The sequence below is a fragment of the Curtobacterium sp. NPDC088465 genome, from assembly GCF_044753165.1.
Taxonomy (GTDB): domain Bacteria; phylum Actinomycetota; class Actinomycetes; order Actinomycetales; family Microbacteriaceae; genus Curtobacterium.
The window spans coordinates 828,709-843,297 of record NZ_JBIVMR010000001.1; the positions used below are offsets into that span (position 1 = coordinate 828,709).

The 14,589-nt window shown below is 73.0% G+C and carries 16 protein-coding genes and 1 tRNA gene; 10 read left to right on the forward strand and 7 right to left on the reverse strand.

Annotated elements, in window-relative coordinates:
- Positions 1-20: 20 nt before the first annotated feature.
- A complete protein-coding gene (locus ACIP6W_RS03695) occupies positions 21-332 on the reverse strand; it encodes a hypothetical protein (RefSeq protein WP_209684196.1) in 312 nt (103 codons plus the stop codon).
- 25 nt (positions 333-357) lie between these two features.
- Positions 358-1,437, reverse strand: coding sequence for a DUF6177 family protein (locus ACIP6W_RS03700; RefSeq protein ID WP_400428345.1), 1,080 nt, complete (start codon positions 1,435-1,437; stop codon positions 358-360).
- A 217-nt stretch (positions 1,438-1,654) separates the two neighbouring features.
- On the opposite strand from ACIP6W_RS03700, the gene ACIP6W_RS03705 reads away from it, so the two are divergent.
- The 8 genes from ACIP6W_RS03705 to ACIP6W_RS03740 all read left to right on the forward strand — a co-directional run bounded on the left by ACIP6W_RS03705 (position 1,655) and on the right by ACIP6W_RS03740 (position 8,325).
- Positions 1,655-1,728, forward strand: a tRNA-Gly gene (locus tag ACIP6W_RS03705).
- Positions 1,729-1,772: 44 nt separating this feature from the next.
- Positions 1,773-2,090 (forward strand): hypothetical protein, encoded by a 318-nt coding sequence (locus ACIP6W_RS03710; RefSeq protein ID WP_400428347.1) that lies wholly within the window; start codon positions 1,773-1,775, stop codon positions 2,088-2,090.
- 203 nt (positions 2,091-2,293) lie between these two features.
- Entirely contained in the window at positions 2,294-2,563 is a 270-nt protein-coding gene (locus ACIP6W_RS03715) for a GlsB/YeaQ/YmgE family stress response membrane protein (protein ID WP_066651839.1), read from the forward strand.
- 92 nt (positions 2,564-2,655) lie between these two features.
- The gene (locus ACIP6W_RS03720; RefSeq protein WP_400428349.1) at positions 2,656-3,777 is read left to right on the forward strand and encodes an AI-2E family transporter; all 1,122 of its coding nucleotides are present in this window, start codon (positions 2,656-2,658) and stop codon (positions 3,775-3,777) included.
- Positions 3,778-3,814: 37 nt separating this feature from the next.
- Positions 3,815-4,930, forward strand: coding sequence for an FAD-dependent oxidoreductase (locus ACIP6W_RS03725; RefSeq protein ID WP_400428352.1), 1,116 nt, complete (start codon positions 3,815-3,817; stop codon positions 4,928-4,930).
- A 28-nt stretch (positions 4,931-4,958) separates the two neighbouring features.
- A complete protein-coding gene (locus tag ACIP6W_RS03730) occupies positions 4,959-6,020 on the forward strand; it encodes a glycerate kinase (protein WP_066651833.1) in 1,062 nt (353 codons plus the stop codon).
- 136 nt (positions 6,021-6,156) lie between these two features.
- The gene (locus ACIP6W_RS03735; protein WP_251161104.1) at positions 6,157-7,203 is read left to right on the forward strand and encodes an NAD(P)-dependent alcohol dehydrogenase; all 1,047 of its coding nucleotides are present in this window, start codon (positions 6,157-6,159) and stop codon (positions 7,201-7,203) included.
- Between the two features lie 162 nt (positions 7,204-7,365).
- Positions 7,366-8,325 carry a helix-turn-helix transcriptional regulator gene (locus tag ACIP6W_RS03740; RefSeq protein ID WP_066651828.1) on the forward strand — a complete coding sequence of 320 codons (960 nt, stop codon included), beginning with the start codon at positions 7,366-7,368 and terminating at the stop codon, positions 8,323-8,325.
- Positions 8,326-8,356: 31 nt separating this feature from the next.
- Here the strand turns inward: ACIP6W_RS03740 and ACIP6W_RS03745 are convergent, their stop codons facing one another.
- From ACIP6W_RS03745 to ACIP6W_RS03760, 4 genes are read right to left on the reverse strand one after another with little or no spacing between them, the layout of a single operon-like run.
- Positions 8,357-9,781, reverse strand: a complete 1,425-nt coding sequence (locus tag ACIP6W_RS03745; RefSeq protein WP_400340486.1) for a hypothetical protein — start codon at positions 9,779-9,781, stop codon at positions 8,357-8,359.
- Positions 9,781-10,704 (reverse strand): TIGR03943 family putative permease subunit, encoded by a 924-nt coding sequence (locus ACIP6W_RS03750; RefSeq protein WP_066651826.1) that lies wholly within the window; start codon positions 10,702-10,704, stop codon positions 9,781-9,783. The genes ACIP6W_RS03745 and ACIP6W_RS03750 overlap by 1 nt, the downstream gene beginning before the upstream one ends.
- On the reverse strand, positions 10,691-11,704 hold the full coding sequence (locus tag ACIP6W_RS03755) for a permease (RefSeq protein ID WP_066651825.1): 1,014 nt from the start codon (positions 11,702-11,704) through the stop codon (positions 10,691-10,693). Before ACIP6W_RS03755 ends, ACIP6W_RS03750 begins: the two co-directional genes overlap by 14 nt.
- Before the next feature lie 57 nt (positions 11,705-11,761).
- A complete protein-coding gene (locus ACIP6W_RS03760; RefSeq protein WP_400428355.1) occupies positions 11,762-12,340 on the reverse strand; it encodes a TetR/AcrR family transcriptional regulator in 579 nt (192 codons plus the stop codon).
- A gap of 94 nt (positions 12,341-12,434) precedes the next feature.
- On the opposite strand from ACIP6W_RS03760, the gene ACIP6W_RS03765 reads away from it, so the two are divergent.
- Both ACIP6W_RS03765 and ACIP6W_RS03770 read left to right on the forward strand, forming a co-directional pair.
- Positions 12,435-12,749, forward strand: a complete 315-nt coding sequence (locus tag ACIP6W_RS03765; protein WP_066651821.1) for a multidrug efflux SMR transporter — start codon at positions 12,435-12,437, stop codon at positions 12,747-12,749.
- Position 12,750: 1 nt separating this feature from the next.
- A complete protein-coding gene (locus ACIP6W_RS03770; protein WP_066651819.1) occupies positions 12,751-13,131 on the forward strand; it encodes a multidrug efflux SMR transporter in 381 nt (126 codons plus the stop codon).
- Positions 13,132-13,225: 94 nt separating this feature from the next.
- Here the strand turns inward: ACIP6W_RS03770 and ACIP6W_RS03775 are convergent, their stop codons facing one another.
- On the reverse strand, positions 13,226-14,365 hold the full coding sequence (locus tag ACIP6W_RS03775; protein ID WP_066651817.1) for a CE1758 family FMN-dependent luciferase-like monooxygenase: 1,140 nt from the start codon (positions 14,363-14,365) through the stop codon (positions 13,226-13,228).
- Positions 14,366-14,589: the final 224 nt, after the last annotated feature.

A 14,589-nucleotide genomic window follows, 5' to 3' on the forward strand; every position in this document is an offset into this window, starting at 1 on the left:
GGTTCGGACCCTGCGTCCGGTCAGTCGCCGTGGACGATGCAGACGGCGTCGAGCTCCATCGACGCCTCGAGCGCAGCGGTCACACCCGGCTCGCCCTCCGGGCCGAACGGCGTCACCGTGTCCACCCACCACAGCGGCGCGGACAGCGTCGGGGCGTCCGGCAGGATCCGCGCGACCTCGTCGATCGAGTCGACCCGTCGGACACCGAGCACCGTGATCACCGGGTGCGTCGCGTCGCGGCAGACCTGCAGCACCGGACCGTCGTCGAGTGCACGGACGCCCCACGACTCGTCGTGCAGCAGCAGCGCCTCGGCGACGTCGCGGGTCTCCACCGGTCCACGGCAGAGGAGTGTCACGTCACGCGGCACCCTGACCGCCCGTGCTCCGGCCGGAGGTGGCGTGCGACCCGCGGTCGTGGCCGTCCAGCGCGCCGTCGTCGTGTGCGGGGTCGAGCGGAGCACCGCCGACGAGCTGCAGGAAGCGGTCCTCGTCGATGCGGTCGAGGAACGACTCGAGTGCCTCCCACCCGTCGTCGAAGCGCACGACCAGCCCACCGCCGCCGAAGCCCGTGGTCGACGTGCGCGGTGGCGGCCACTCGCCGGCACGGTCGAGGAACTCCGCCGCCTCCGGACCGACGACGACGGCCAGCGGGGTCGGTTCCTCGTGGGCAACGGCGCGGACCAGGTGGTCGGCGTCACCACGGCGCTGCATCACGACGCCGAACACCGGCTCGACCTGGTCGGCGACGCGGTGCACCGCGTCCAGGAGCCGCGACGCGAGGGCCGGGTCGGCACCGTGCTCGGGGATCGTCAGCACCGCGGACATCGTCTCCACGACCACGCCGTCGAGCAGGTGCGCGGTCATGGTCGCCGAGAACCCCTCGCCGTGCGCGTACGAGGTCGAGACCTCCGGGGCCTCGTGCTTGGCGTACTGCGTGACGACCCAGCGGTCCCACGGCACCGTGAGCGGCTCACTGGTGCCCCAGTGCGTGGGACAGGTGCCGACGGTCTCGCACAGGGCCTCGATCGCGGTCCCCATGTCGACCGACCGACCGGCGTGGTGGCGCAGGGTCAGGTCGATGCTGATCTGGCGGACCGAGTCCGGCGATGCGAGGTGTCCCGGCGCCGGCGGACCGACGAGTTCCGGCCCGCGGCGGACGAAGTCCTCGATGCCCGAGGCGCCGACGCCCGTGCGGCCGTCCCGCATGCTGCCGTCGGGACCGTCCACGGCCCATGCTGCCTGGTGCACGCCCAGCGCGTGCCGCAGGGCGGGGGTGACGGATGCCTCCTGGCCGGTGCGGAGCACGACCGTGCGGCCGGACTCGGACGCACGACGGAGCAGCGAGGCGAGCGACTCCGTCAACCACACGACCGGCGATGCAGAGCGGACCACGATGGCGGGGCCGACCACGTCGTCGATGAGGGGATGCCTGACCATCCGGGTCCTCCTCCGGTAGGGCGTCGGAACCCCCTGGACGGTACACACGCCGACGACACGTGTCCGTCGGCCAGGGCACCTCACAGGGGAGACACGGCGACCGGGCCGGACCGACCGGGAGGCCCGACCCACCACCGCCACGGACCGTGCGGCGCGCGTTCGGCTGGCGTCCAGCGGAGAATCCGCTAGGCTTGTTGCGTCCCGTCCGGCGGGATGCGCGAGTGTAGTTCAATGGTAGAACTCCAGCTTCCCAAGCTGGTAGCGCGGGTTCGATTCCCGTCACTCGCTCCACTGCTCCTCCTGATGCCCGTCGTCAGCCTCGCTACGCTGCGTGCATGACGTCCTGGTGGGATCGCACCGATCCGTCGGACGACCCGCGACTGTCGAACCGCATGCCGGACGGGATCGTCGCGTGCTGGTGGAACGTCGTCGGCGGCGCTGCGCTCCTGGTCGGCTTCCCCACGATCGTCCTCACGAGCGGCTCCGACGCCGCCCACGTCGTGTTCGCGCTCTCCGGGTTCGTGATCGCCGTCGTCATGGAGGCGTTCTTCCTCCGGAAGCTCCTGCAACGGCTCGCCGGCCGTCGAGGGCTCCGCGCCGAGCACGCCGAGGAGCAGCGACGCGCACGGGAGGACACCGATGAGCAGGGCTGACGAATCGGTGAGGTACACGCGGCTCCGAACCCGCCCGGGCAGCGCCTGGTAGACCTCGTTGGACGAACGCGTCAACGGTCGATGCACCGTGTGGGCTCCCGACGGAGCCGGCGGCCCTCGTGCTCCAGTCCCGAGTGGCTCACCCCACCTCCGGCGTCCCGGACCCACACATCACGCACGTCCGCACAACGAAAGGACCACCCATGAGCTTCCTCGGCTTCATCCTCCTCGGCCTCATCGCCGGCGCCATCGCCAAGCTGATCCTCCCCGGTCGGCAGGGCGGCGGCTGGCTCGCCACGCTCGTCCTCGGTGTCATCGGCGCCCTCATCGGCGGCTGGATCGGCGGCGCGGTCTTCAACGTCGGCTACGACGGCTTCTTCAGCATCCAGTCCTGGATCATCGCGATCCTCGGCGCGCTCGTCGTGCTGGTGATCTGGGGCCTCATCACGGGCCGCCGCGGGAGCCGCGCGTAGTCCACGAGCTCCACGACGACGGGAGGCGCGGTGCCGGACGGCACCGCGCCTCCCGTCGTTCCACCCGTCAGCACGACCCGGAAGACCCCGCCATGCACCTGCGCCGCTCCCCCGCCCCGACCAGCGTCCGCCCGAGCACCTGGACCGACCCGTACGGCCGACTCGCGGTGCGCTGCCTGCAGACCGTGGTGATCGTCGTGGTCCTCGGCGGGATCGTCACCGCTGCGACCACACTGAGCCTCGTCACGATCCCGGTGCTGCTCGCGCTCATCATCGCGTCGGCCCTGCACCCGCTGGTCGGCTGGCTCCGTCGGCACGGAGTCCCGTCGGTGCTCGCCACGACGATCGCGTTCGTGGCCGTCCTCGCGGTGCTCGCCGGGGTCCTGTGGCTCCTCGTCGCCGCCGTCGCGAACCAGTGGTCCTCGCTGCAGGACTCGGCGGTCGACGGGCTCCAGCAGGTGCAGGACCTGCTCCACGAGCTGCCCGTGCGCATCACCGACGGGCAGATCGAGGACGCCGTGGACGGTGTCGTCGACTTCGTGACGAGTGCCCGGTTCGGGGCGGGGGCCGTCGCCGGCATCTCGGCGGTGACGAACGTCGTCACCGGGGCCGTGCTGATGGCGGTCATCCTGTTCTTCTTCCTCAAGGACGGCCCCGCGCTGTGGGAGTTCCTGCTCCGCCCGTTCACCGGCGAGCAGTACGACCGTGCGCGCCGCATCGGCGACCGCGTGGTGACGACCCTCGGCGGGTACGTGCGCGGGACGGCCGCCGTCGCCGCCTTCGACGCGGTCGCGATCGGCACCGGGCTCGCCGTGCTCGGCGTCCCGCTGACGATCCCGCTCGCGGTGGTGGCGTTCGTGACCTCGTTCATCCCGATGATCGGCGCACCGATCGCCGGCACGCTCGCGGCGCTCGTGACCCTCGTCGCACTCGGGCCGGTGAAGGCGGTCATCGTCGTCGCGATCGTCGTGCTCGTCAACCAGATCGAGGGCAACTTCCTGCAGCCCGTGCTCATGGGCAGGACGCTGCGGCTGCACGGGCTCGTCATCCTGGTCGGCCTGACCGCGGGCACCGTGCTCGGCGGGGTGACCGGCGCGCTGCTCGCGGTGCCGCTCATCGCCGCCGGGTGGGGCGTCGTGCAGGTGTGGAACGGCGAGGACGCTCCGGCGAGGCCCTGGCGGCAGAAGCGGCGCGAGACGGTACCGGTCGGCTGAGCGCCGGGCGGTCACCACGCCGCACTACGCTGCCCTGATGGACGGGACACAGCCGGACGAGACCCGGTTCGACGGGCACGTGGTGATCGGCGGCGGCGTGGTCGGCGCCGCAGCAGCCCGGGCCCTGACCGCCCGCGGCGAGCGCGTCCTGCTCGTCGAGCAGCACGGTCGCGGACACCTCGAGGGTTCGTCGCACGGCGCGACCCGGATCTTCCGGCAGGGCTACAGCGTCCCGGAGTACGTCGCGCTGACGACCCGCGCGCTCGCGCTCTGGGACGCCCTCGAGTCGACGACCGGCACGACGTTGCTCGACCGGACGGGCGCGGTCGACCACGGCCGGCCCGAGGTGGTCGACGCCATCGCCGCAGCGCTGGCCGGAGCAGGGATCCCCCACGAGACCCTGACCCCGGAGGCCGCCGCGGCCCGCTGGCCCGGCATCGCGTTCGAGGGGCACGTCCTGACCCACGCGACGGCCGGACGCATCCGGTCGGCCGACACGATCGAGCTCCTGCTGACGTTGGCGGAGCGGACGGGCCTCGCCGAGCTCCGGTTCGGCACCCGGGTGGCGGCGGTCGCGGACCACGGGGACGCGGTCACCGTGACGCTCGGCGACGGTACGGCGGTCCGCACGGCGAGCGTGGTGGCCGCGGTGGGGTCCTGGGCGCCCACGCTGGTGGGTGACGTGCTCGCCGCACGCGGGGCGCGCCTCCCGGCCGTCCGCGTCACCCAGGAGCAGCCCGCCCACTTCCCGAGCCACCTGCCGGACGAGGCCTGGCCGTCGTTCGTGCACTGGGCCGACGGCGACGACGTGTACGGGTTGCTGACCCCGGGCGAGGGCGTCAAGGTCGGGTTCCACGGCACCGGCCCGGTCGTCGACCCCGACGCCCGCGACAAGCGCCCCGTGCCCGAGGAGGCAGCGCGGCTGCAGGCCTACGTCGCCCGGTACGTCCCCGGCGTCGACGCCACACGCCCGACGTTCATCAGCTGCCTGTACGACACCACGCCGGACGAGAACTTCGTCATCGACCGGCGCGGACCGCTCACCGTCGCGACCGGGTTCTCCGGGCACGGGTTCAAGTTCGCGCCGCTGCTCGGGGAGCTCCTCGCCGACCTGGCGACCGGTGGCGAGCCGATCCCCCGCTTCGCCCTCTGACCGCCCGCCGCCCCGCTACGGTGGTCCGGTGCGCGTCGTCATCGCTCCCGACTCCCTGAAGGGCACCGCCACGGCGGCCGACACCGCGCGGGCGGTCCGGGCCGGGTGGCTCGACGAACGGCCGGAGGACGACGTCGTCACCGTGCCGATGGCCGACGGCGGCGAGGGCACGCTCGACGCGTTCGCCGCGGCGTACCCGGCGGCCGAACACGTGCCCGTGACGGTGACCGGGCCGGCCGGCACCCCCGTCGACACCCACTGGCTGCGCCTGCCCGACGGCCGGGCCGTGGTGGAGCTCGCGGCGACGAGCGGGCTGCCGCTCCTGGGCGGGGCACTGCTCCCGGAGACCGCGACGAGCCGAGGGTTCGGCGAGGCGATCGCGGCGGCGCTCGACGCGGGCGCGACCGGGCTCGTGCTGGGCATCGGGGGCAGCGCCTCCACCGACGGCGGACGCCCGGTGCTCGAGGCGCTCGGGCTCGCCGTCGGTGCTTCCGGCGCGGTCGACCGGTCGGGGCTCCGGCCCCTGCCCGCCGGTGGGGTGGTCGTCCTGTCCGACGTCACGTCACCGCTGCTCGGGCCGGCCGGTGCGGTGGCCGTGTTCGGACCGCAGAAGGGCATCACGCCGGACGCTGCCCCGGCGTCCGAGGAGCGGCTCGCCGCCTGGGCACGCAGCCTGCCCGAGGTCGACCCTGCGACGCCCGGTGCCGGTGCCGCGGGCGGTGTCGGCTTCGGGCTGCTCGCCTGGGGCGCGACCCTCGCACCGGGAGCGCTCGCGGTCGCGGACGTGCTCGGACTCCCGTCGCTGCTCGACGGCGCCGACGTCGTGGTCACCGGCGAGGGACGCTTCGACGAGCAGAGCGCTGCGGGCAAGGTGCCGACGGTCGTCCGGGCGCTCGCGACGGAGCACGCGCCGGGGGCCCGGGTGGTGCTGGTCGCGGGCGAGATCGAGGCGCGGCTGGACGACTTCGCGGCGGCGGCCTCGCTCGTGGTGCTCGCGACGCAGACGACCGGTGAGCCGGACGACGCCCTGCGTGACCCGCTGCGCTTCGCGACGATCGCCGGGCAGCGGTTGGCGCGGCTCGTCGGCTGAGCGCCCGGGGCGTGGCCGACACGCCCGCCCGGGCGCACGAGGGGTACCCCGACGCAACCTCCCTGCCCCCGCGGCGCGGGACCACACTGGGGAGCGGGTCGCACCCGACCCGAGAAGCACCCCCACGAGGAGACCAATGCGCACCGTCAACGCGTACGCGGCACCGTCGGCCACCGAGCCGCTCGTCAAGACCACCATCACCCGTCGTGACGTCGGCCCCGACGACGTCATGATCGACATCGCCTACGCCGGGATCTGCCACTCGGACATCCACACCGTCCGCGGCGAGTGGGGTCCGATCCAGTACCCGCAGGTCGTCGGCCACGAGATCGTCGGCCACGTCACCGAGGTCGGCGCGAACGTCACGAAGCACCAGGTCGGCGACCGGGTCGGCGTCGGCTGCATGGTGAACTCCTGCGGCGAGTGCGAGCAGTGCCGTGCCGGCCAGGAGCAGTACTGCCTCGAGGGCAACACCGGCACCTACGCCAGCGTCGACCCCGCCGACGGCTCGATCACGCAGGGCGGCTACTCGCAGGCCGTCGTCGTGAACGAGGACTTCGTCCTCAAGGTGCCGGAGTCGCTCGACATCGAGAAGGTCGCGCCGCTGCTCTGCGCCGGCATCACCACCTACTCGCCGCTGCACCACTGGAAGGTCGGCCCCGGCTCGAAGGTCGCGGTCGTCGGCATGGGCGGCCTCGGCCACATGGCCGTCAAGATCGCCGTCGCCCTGGGCGCCGAGGTCACCGTCCTGTCGCAGACCACGTCGAAGGAGGCCGACTCGCTCCGCTACGGCGCGAAGGCCCACCACGCGACGAAGGACCCGGCCACGTTCGAGCAGCTCGCGCAGTCGTTCGAGCTCATCATCAACACCGTCTCGGCCAAGCTCGACATGAAGGCGTACCTCGGGCTGCTCAAGGTCGACGGCACGCTCGTCAACGTCGGCGCCCCGTCCGAGCCGCTCGAGGTCCCGGCGTTCGCGCTCATCCCGCGCCGCCTGAGCTGGGCCGGTTCGGCCATCGGCGGCATCGCCGAGACCCAGGAGATGCTCGACTTCTGTGCCGAGCACGACATCCTGCCGGAGACCGAGCTCATCAGCGCCGACCAGGTCAACGAGGCGTACGAGCGCGTGCTGTCCTCGGACGTGCGCTACCGCTTCGTGATCGACGCGGCCACGCTGGCCTGACGACGGGTCCACGGACGGGAGGCGCGGTGCCGGCCGGCACCGCGCCTCCCGTCCGTCCGTCCGTCCGGAGTGGCACCACCCTCCTTGTCCGCAGAACGCGAGACAGCAGTCCGGGCTGCGCGACGCGCCCGCTGCGCCGACACGAGGAGGGAGGCTGGTTCGGTGGACGACACGACGAACGAGGGACTCCGCTCCCTGGTGTCGGTGTCCGGCAGTGACACCGACGGCGCGATCGCCGACCTCGCCGGGATGTACGCCGGCAAGGCCTGGCACTCGGCGCACGTCGACGACGACTACTGGTACCGCTACGTCGCCGTCGGCGACGAGCGCATGAGCATCCGCCGGTCGCAGATGCACGGCTCACTGCGCGGCGACGTCGCCGTCGAGGGCGAGGTCGTCGTCCAGTGGCTCGACTCCGGCACCGCGACCGTCGACACCGGCCGGAACGCCGTCCGCATGCAGCCGGGCGTCCCCGTGCTCTTCCCGATCGAGCAGCGCTTCGAGATGGAGTACCGCGACTGGGACCAGCGACTGGTGCACCTCGACCGCGACCTCGTGCTCGACGTGGCCTCCGAGCGCCACCTCGTCGACGGCACGCTCGCCTTCGACCGGTTCACGCCACCCACGACGGCGGCCGTCGAGCGGTGGCGTGCGTCGGTCGCATCGGCTGTGCGGGCGCTGCGCGACGGAGGCGCGGGATCGCTCGCGTGGCACGAGTCCCAGCGCGAGGTCGTCCGCTCCCTGCTCGACCTGTACCGGTTCCACGGGGAGCCCGCTCCCGTCGGCTGGGGTGAGCACCGCAACGCCCGCGTCCGCTCCGCCGTCGAGACCGTCCACGCACGGGCCCACGAGCCGCTGACGGTGTCCGACATCGCCATCGCTGCCGGTCTGAGCGTGCGCGGACTGCAGGAGTCCTTCCAGCGGACCCTCGACCGCACGCCGATGCAGTACCTGCGCGAGGTGCGGCTGCGTCGGGCGCACGACGACCTGCTCCGTGCCGAGCCCGGCTCCGTCGCCGTCGCCGCGATCGCGGCCCGCTGGGGCTTCACCCACATGGGGCGGTTCTCGGGCGAGTACCTGCGGCGGTTCGGGGAGTACCCGAAGCAGACGCTGCGGCGCTGACCCCGGGCCGCTGCTCGTCGCTCGTCGCCGGTCAGCCGACCTCGTCGCCGGACGGCAGCGCGCCGCACCAGTCGACCGAGGACGCCTGCACGCTCGCCTCGAGGGCGCCGGAGGAGGCGTCCACGACGCTCACCAGGTCCCCCGACGCGGACCGCGTGGTGACCGCGAGGAACTGACTGTTCGGGGACGGGCAGACCGCGGCGACGCTCGCGTCCTCCGGCACCGTCACGGGCAGCCGGGAGGCGCGGCCCCCGTCCACGCGCACGATCCGCTGGGCGAGGGTGCCGTCGGCCCGCACCTCGCCCACCACGCGCACGTACGTGTCGTCCGTGAGCGGGGCGATCCGACCGAGGTACGGCGCATCGGTGCTGCCCTGCGGGGCCGGCAGGTCCTGGCGCTGCCCGTCGGTCAGGTCGAGCCGCACGATCCCCGTGCCGGTCTCGACGACCGCCGTGGTGCCGCTGCCGACGTAGCCGTGCAGGTACGTCGCGCTGCCGAGCCGGACCGGGTCGTTCCGCCCGCTCATGTCGACGAGCACCAGGTCGTCGGAGCCGGTCCGCACCAGGGCGCTCTCGGTGCGGGGCACGTACGCCCACTGCCCGACGGTCATCGGTTCGGCACCGGCGGTCGGCTTCCCGTCGGCCGCGATCGCCGTCGGCAGGTGCGTGCCGGTCATGTCGACCACGTACAGCCCGACGTCCCGCGACTGGCCGGTCGACGTGTCGGCGTACTCGAACCCGAAGGACGCCCCGTCGTCGGCGACGTGCAGCGCGGTCACCCGGCCCGCCGCGGTCGGGAGCGTCAGCCGCTCGACGGGGGTGCTGTCGTCCTGCACGCCTCCGGCCAGGGGCACGATCTCGACCGACGAGCGACCGTCTGCACCGCGGACGACCACGAGCGAGCGGCCGAGGCGCGCGTACTCGGTGATGCCCGCGGCCTCGAAGACCGTGGTGGCGCCGCCGGCGTCGAGGGAGCGCCGGACGATCCGGTCCTTCCCGCCGGACGGAGCGGGCACGAGGGCGAGCACGTCGGTGCTGCCCGTCGTGATCGTCGTGCGGAGCTCGGACGCGGCGGGCTGCCCCGGGGCGCGGACGTCACGCACGGCGATCTCGTACGTGCGGTCGTAGGCGAGCGGCCCGGCGAACTCGACCGCGATCGTGTTGCCGCTCGAGGTGACGGTGTGCGGGGCCGACGGGGTCACGGTGACGGCGTCGGCCGGGACCTGCTGCAGGGCCTGGTTCGCGGTGAGGATGACGCGCTGCGCCGGCCGGGACACGAGACCGGTGGCGTCGTAGGTGACGTCACGGAGCCGGGGGCCCTGCTGCGAGCCGACGACCGCGGCGACGGCGCCGACGAGCACGAACACCGTGATCGACGCCACCAGTCGGCGACGGAACCGGTCGCGCGGGCGGCGGCGGAGCGGTGCGGTGTCGTCGGTGTCGGTGCTCGTGCGCATCAGTACTCGTAGGGGTCCGTCGGCTGGTCGATGTCGCGGACGTCGGCGGCACGGATGACGATCCGTGCGTCGGCGGACTGGTCCGGGTTCGCCGCGAGCTTGCCCGTGACGCGCACCCACTGGTCGGCGTCGGGCACGGGGCCGTCGACGACCACACCGAGGCCGACCGGTTGGGCGTCGACGGCGCAGCAGCTGATCACGAAGCGCGTCAGCGTGAAGGACCCGTCCGCGCCCGGGACGACGAAGCCGGAGAGCTCGACCGGCTTGCCGACCAGCGCGCTCGTGTCCGTGGTCTGACGGATGAGCGCCGCCCAGTCCTTCACGCCGTACTCCGAGGTGTCGACGCCCTCGCTGCCCAGCAGGGCGACGTCCTGCGTGCCGGTGGCGTTCGACAGGGTCGGGGTGTCGACGCTCCGCTGCTGGGCGGTGCGGGCGGACAGGGTGGTCGGCGGGAGCACGAGCATGGCGACCGTGACCCCGACGGTGGCAGCGGCCGCGATGCCGCCGAGGACACCGCGGGTGACCCGTGCGGCTCCTGGGGCGCGGCGGCGGACCGCCCGGGCGGCGTCGGAGCCGTGCTCGTAGGCGGTCCCGTCGTCGGGCGTGCGGGCGTGGCCGTCACCGTGCGCGTGGTCGCCCCCGTCGGCGTGCGCGGCGTGCGCGTGGTCGTGCTCGTCGGCGTGGGCGACGTGCGCGTGGTCCTGCTCGTCGTCGTGGGCGTGCCCGTGCCCGCGCGCCACCGCGACGAGCCCCGCCACCGAGGCCGGCACGGCGACCGCGGCGAGGATGATCGTGAACAGGTCGTACCGCGGGTTGATGTACAGGTCGAGGTGTCCGACCAGGGCGAGCCACAGCGTGCACAGCGCCACCGCGAGCACCGACCCGAGCCCGAGGTACGCGGGAGCCTTCTCAGACGAGGACATTCATCACCAACCCGACCGCCGCGGTGAACAGGACGCAGACGACGGCGAGCAGCACCAGGAAGCGCGCGCGGAACGTCGTCCGGAGCAGGGCGATCATCTTGACGTCGATGATCGGCCCGATGAGCAGGAACGCCGTGATCGACCCCGGCAGGAACGTCGAGGCGAACGACAGCGCGAAGAACGCGTCGACGTTCGAGCAGAGCGAGATCGTCATCGCCAGGAGCATCATCGCGGCGACCGACAGCACCGGGTTCGCCCCCACCGCGACGAGCGTCGACCGGGGTACCGCGACCTGGATCGCGGCCGCGAGCCCGGCACCGACGAAGAGCGCGGGCATCATCGTCGCGGTCTCGCCGCCGAACTGCGACGCGCTCTCACGCCAGCGGTTGCGGGAGCGCGGCGCCCCGACGGCGGCACGGCACCGGGCCTCGAACGCGGGCAGGAGCAGCTCGGCCGGGCGACGGTGCGCGGCGACGATCCACCCGACCAGGTTCGCCAGCACGAACCCCCCGACGATGCGGACGACGAGGATCCACCCGGACCACCCGAACGCCTGCGCGGTGCTGATGATCACGAGCGGGTTGAGGATGGGCGCGGCGACCAGGAACGTGACGGCCTCGGCGGGGGTGAACCCGCGCATCATGAGCCCCCGGGCGAGCGGCACGTTCCCGCACTCGCACACCGGGAAGAGCATCCCGATGAGCGAGATGACCGCCCGTCGGGGCAGCGGCCGCTCGGGCAGGATCCGCTCGAGCACGCCCGCCGGCACCCAGACCTCGACGACGATCGAGAGCACGATGCCGAGCACGACGAACGGCAGCGACTCGACGACGACGCTGATGGCGAGCGTCAGGAAGTCCTGCACGACGTCGGGCAGCCCGGCCGTGCCCACGCTCGGCGACACCACGCGCACGCCGAGCAGCACCACGACGGCGCCGAGCACCAGGCCGGGGCCGGTGAGCGTGCGGGTGGGGGCGGGGCGAGTGGGAGCGCTCGTCACCGGGACAGGATAGGCGAGGAGCGCGCCGGCTCCCTCCGAGCCGCGCGGGGACGGGTGTCAGTCGGAGGGCAGGCCGGCCAGGTGTCGGTCGAGCAGGTCGACCGCCCACTCGGCGGACTCCCCCGGGGCGAGGCGTGTGACGTGCACCGCGAGACCGTCGACGAGCGCGTGGAGTCGGCACGCCTCGTCGACCCGCTGGCCCTCCGGTACCCCGACGAGTGCGACGATCCGGTCGCACCACGTGCGCATCTCGGCGACCACCCGGTCCAGGGCCGGTCGGAGCGCAGCGTCGGTGAGCGCGGCGTTGCCGAGCGCCAGGTACACGTCGAGCTCGACCACCCGCTCGTCGTCCAGCGGCAGCAGCTCGAGCAGGATCCGGCGCGCGGTCTCGCGATCGGGCAGCCCCTCGGGGACCGCGTCGATCCGTTCCCGGGTCCGGTCGAACACGAGCGTGATGGTGTGCTCGCGCATCGCGGCCTGCGTCGGGAACACGTAGCGCACGGTGCTCGGTGGCAACCCGGCCTCGGCGGCGACGCCGCGGACGCTCAGGGCGCCCAGTCCGTCGCGGGCGAGGACGCGGCACGCGGCGTCGGACACGTCGAGACGGCGCTGTTCGAGGTCCTCGCGGGTGGTCACCAGCACATCGTCGCACGCTCGTACGACTCGTGCTAGCGTCGGTCCGGCAGGAGTCGCACAGCCGTGCGACTCGCGACGAGGAAGGAAGACCGCCATGGCATGGGTCGTGCTCGTCCTGTCCGGCGTGCTCGAAGCGGTGTGGGCCACCGCGCTGAGCGCGTCGAACGGGTTCAAGAAGGTGGTGCCGACGGTCGTGTTCGTCGCCGGCATGGTGCTCAGCATGGTGGGCCTCGCGTTCGCCATGAAGGCGATCCCGGTCGGCACGGCCTACGCCGTGTGGGTCGGCATCGGGGCGTCGCTGACGGTCGTGGTCGCGATCCTCCGCCGCCAGGAGGCCGCTTCCGTCGCCCGTGTCGCCCTCGTCCTCGGCCTGGTCGCCTGCGTGGTCGGCCTCAAGGTGGTGAGCTGACGTGGCGTGGCTCGTCCTGTTCGTCAGCGCGGCGCTCGAGACCGTCTGGGCCACGGCCCTCGGCGCCAGCGACGGCTTCACCGTCCCCGGCCCGACCGCCCTCTTCGCGGTCACGATCGTCGTGAGCCTGGTCGCGTTCGGGTACGTGCTGCAGCACATCCCGATCAGCACCGCCTACGCGGTGTGGACGGGCACCGGCGCGGCCCTCACCGTCCTGTGGGGCATGGCGACCGGCGCCGAGCCCGTCACGTTCCTGCGCCTGCTCTTCATCGCCGGCATCGTCGGGTGCGTCGTCGGCCTCAAGCTGGTGCCGGCCCGCCCGGTGGCGCCGGCCCCGGAGCCCGGGGCCAGCACCGCTCCGCAGCAGTCGCCCCGCGCGTAAGAGAGAGTGCGATGGGTCGGAACGCGCGTGGCGACGGACGGGAGGCGCGGTGCCAGCCGGCACCGCGCCTCCCGGCCGTCAGGGGGTCACGTGATCAGACGGACGCACCCGTCCACTCGTCCTCGGCCGCGACGTGGTCGCTCGCCGCGGTCCCCGCGGCGAGCGCGGCGGCCACACGGTCGGCGTGCGAGGGCGGGTCGGACGGCACGTGCGCCGGACGGTCCGCCTCGTTGATCCTCCGGAGCTCGGGGACGATGTCCTCGGCCAGGATGTCGATCTGCTCGAGCACCGTCTTGAGCGGCAGCCCGGCGTGGTCGATGAGGAACATCTGGCGCTGGTAGTGCCCGACGTGGTCCTTCATCGTGGCGTAGCGGTCGATGACCTGCTGCGGCGAGCCGACGGTGAGCGGGGTCTGGGCGGTGAAGTCCTCCATCGACGGGCCGTGGCCGTACACCGGGGCGTTGTCGAAGTAGGGGCGGAACTCGTCCCAGGCGTCCTGCGAGTTCTTCCGGGCGAAGAACTGCCCGCCGAGGCCGACGATCGCCTGGTCGGCCGTGCCGTGCCCGTAGTGCTCGAAGCGCTGGCGGTACAGACCGACCATCTGCTCGGTGTGCTGGATCGGCCAGAAGATGTTGTTGTGCAGGAAGCCGTCGCCGTAGTACGCGGCCTGCTCGGCGATCTCCGGCGTGCGGATCGAGCCGTGCCACACGAAGGGCGCGACCCCGTCGAGCGGACGCGGGGTCGAGGTGAAGCCCTGCAGCGGGGTGCGGAACTTCCCCTGCCAGTTCACGACGTCGTTCTCCCACAGCTGGCGGATGAGCGCGTAGTTCTCGATGGCCAGGTTCACGCCCTGACGGATGTCCTGCCCGAACCACGGGTAGACCGGACCGGTGTTGCCGCGGCCCATCATGAGGTCCATGCGGCCGTCGCTGATGACCTGGAGCATCGCGTACTCCTCGGCGATGCGGACCGGGTCGTTCGTGGTGACGAGGGTCGTGCTCGTGGACAGGGTGATGTGTTCCGTCCGACCGGCCAGGTAGCCGAGCATCGTCGTCGGGCTCGAGGCGACGAACGGCGGGTTGTGGTGCTCGCCGGTGGCGAAGACGTCGAGGCCGGCCTGGTCCGCGTGCTCGGCGATCGTCAGGATGTCCCGGACGCGCTGGGTGTCGTCCGGCGTGGTGCCGGTCGTGGGGTCCGTCGTGACGTCGCTGACGGTGAAGATCCCGAACTGCATGGTGCCCGCCTCCTGGTGCTGGCTGCTGGTACTACTGGTTCGATGCGTTTGCATCGACTTGCCGGGTACAACGTACCGCAGCCCCGGGCATTCCCGCCAGCGCCGAGTGCGTCCGGAGGCACACAGCGCAAGGTGGACCCGGAGGCGCTCAGCGCCGGGTGTGCCTGGAGGCGTTCAGCGGCGACGCCTCCCGGTCGTCGAGGCGTCCGCTCGTTCGGGGGGGG